This window comes from Piscinibacter sp. (assembly GCF_050175855.1).
Lineage (GTDB): Bacteria > Pseudomonadota > Gammaproteobacteria > Burkholderiales > Burkholderiaceae_C > Piscinibacter.
In genome coordinates, this window is record NZ_JBFXIO010000571.1 from 1 (window position 1) to 2,510 (window position 2,510).

A 2,510-nucleotide genomic window follows, 5' to 3' on the forward strand; every position below is an offset into this window, starting at 1 on the left:
TGAGGTTGCTGCCCTCCAGCGCCACGGTCGCCCGCTCGTGCACCTGCCATGCGATCGCCCCATCCACCCAGCCATGGCCGCGGGTATACACCGGCTGCACGCCCAGGCCCACGACGCTGCTCACGCCGGAGAGAAAATCGCTGCGCCAGTTCCAGGCCAGGCGGGCGCTCCACGGGCCACGTTCGTACAGGCCGATCAGGTTGAGGCTGTGGCGCGAGAGGTTCTGCAGCGGCACCTCGCGACCGAGCCGGCGGTCGGGCGTGCGGCTGTCGACGAAGGTGTAGTTCGCCTGCACCCCCAGGCCCCGCCAGGGGCCCCGCAGGCCGTCGAAGAACGCCTGCCAGGCGAATTCCGCACCGCGCACGCGGGCCGGATCGCTGTTGTAGGGCCGGCTGACGAGGTAGGTCTCGCCGTCGTAGACCTCGGGCAGGCTGGCATTGGCGACGAAGCCGTCGACGCGCTTCCAGAACAGGGTCAGCGCGACGGCGCTGGCCGGGTCGACCAGCCGCTCGAACGCCAGGTCGAGGTTGTGCGAACGCACCGGCCGCAGCTCCGGGTTGCCCGAGGCGCCCTGGTTGAGCGCCGGGTCGACCGGATTGCGCAGCAAGCGCAGCGAGGGCGAGAGCTGGTCGAAGTTGGGCCGCGTGACGGTGCGCGACACCGCCGCGCGCCACTGCCATCCGTTCGGCAGCGCCTGCCGCAGCGTGGCGCTGGGCAGCCAGTCGGTGCCGGTGCTGTCGGCCTGCAGCGGCGCCACGCCACCGGTGCCGGGCAGCGTTCGGAAGCCGTCCAGCCGCACGCGGGTATGCACCGCGCGCAGACCGAACTGCCCGTCGACCTTGCGCGCCGGCGAGCCCCAGTCGGCGCGCAGGTACAGGGCGTCACTGCGCTCGCGGATGCCCCACACGCCGAGCGGATCGCCGGCGACGGGCAAGGGCACCGTCACGCCGTAGGCCTGGCGCAGCGCGGCCGGGTCGCGTGCGTCGCTCAGGTCGCCGATCAGGAAGTTGCCGACGCTCGGCGCACGGCCGTCGAGGAAGTCCCCGAACGGCGTGGGCAGCACGCGGTCCGGCACGTCGGCCGCGGTGAGACCGCTCACCGCGACATCGCCGAAGACCAGCCCCGGCGTGTTGTCGGCGCGCCGGTCCGCGCGCCGCCAGCCGAAGGCCAGGCCGTCGAGCAGGCCGTCGCCGGCTTGCCACGCCCCATCCACCCGCGCGGCCGCCAGCGAGCCTTCGAACGGGCGAACCCGGTACGCGAGACCCGTCACGCGCAGGTTGGCCGGATCGAGCAGATCGGTGCCCGCCACGGCGGTGGACGGCACGCGGCCGGACAGGTCGTGGTGAAACTCGGCCACGGTGGCCGCATGGAACGGGCCGGAGAAGAACAGGCGGTTGACGCTCTTCGTGTGGCTCAGGTCGGCGCTCCAGCGCCAGCGCTCGCCGTCGTGCCGAGCGCCCACCGCCAGCTGCCGCGTGCGGTCGAGCGTGTCGCGCGCGAAGCTGAGCAGCGACACCGGCGCATCCGTCCAGGTGATGCGGCGCAGGTCGTTCGTGCCCTCGAACAGGTCCAGGCTGCCCGGCACGAAGCCGCTGCCGGCCGAGACGTTGACCTGGTGCGAATCCTGCCGCGTGCGCAGTTCGGCGGCATGCGCCTCGGCGTACAGCTCGGTCGTCGGCGCCGGCCGCCACTGCAGCAGCGCGCTGCCGCCCAGGCGCCGTCGCGTGCCCAGGCTGACCGTCTCGGACGTGCCCGACGGCGCGAACACGGTGGTGCCCGGCAGCAGATCGGTCCGACCGACCGGGGCGCCGGTGCCCTTGAGGTCTTCGCGCCACGCGCGGTCCTGCGCCACCAGGTTGAGCAGCAGGCCGAACTCGCCGCCATCGGCACGCGTGCGGCGGCTGAGCATCACGCTGGCCTGGTCGGCCGAGCGGCGCACCAGATGGCCGTGCAGGCGTCGTGCCGAGAGCACCGTGGCATCGCCGGCGAAATCGAACGGCCGGCGCGTGCGCAGGTCGATGCTGCCGCCCAGCCCGCCCTCGAGCTGATCCGCCGACGCGGTCTTGTGGACGTCGATGGCGGAGAGCATCTCCGAGGGAAAGTCCGACAGGTCGAGCGTGCGGCCGCTGCCGGCGGTGAACACTTCGCGGCCGTTAAGCAGGGTCTCCACCTGGGACAAGCCACGCACCGCGAAGGCCGTGCCCTCGCCGCGGTCACGTGCCACCTGCACGCCGGTGATGCGCTGCACCGCGTCGCCCACACCGAGATCGGGCAGCTTGTGGATGTCGGCGGCGACCACGCCGTCGACGATGCCGCTCGCCTGGCGCTTGCGTTCCTGGGCCGACTCGGCGCTGGCGCGTACGCCGGTGACCACCACGCGGTCGAGCGACGGACTGTCCTGGGCAGGCGCCGCCCCTCCGGCAGCGGCGCACAGGAGAACCGCCAGTCGTCTGCATCCCAACATGTGCGCCCCCTTGCTGCAGAGACGTCTGCGCTTGCCCGACGTAGCG

At 72.9% G+C, this 2,510-nt stretch carries 1 protein-coding gene; it reads right to left on the reverse strand.

Features of this window, described 5'->3' with window-relative positions:
• A partial coding sequence (locus tag AB7U92_RS25860) for a TonB-dependent receptor (RefSeq protein WP_428583525.1) occupies positions 1-2,464 on the reverse strand: 2,464 nt, incomplete at its 3' end.
• Between the last annotated feature and the right edge of the window lie 46 nt (positions 2,465-2,510).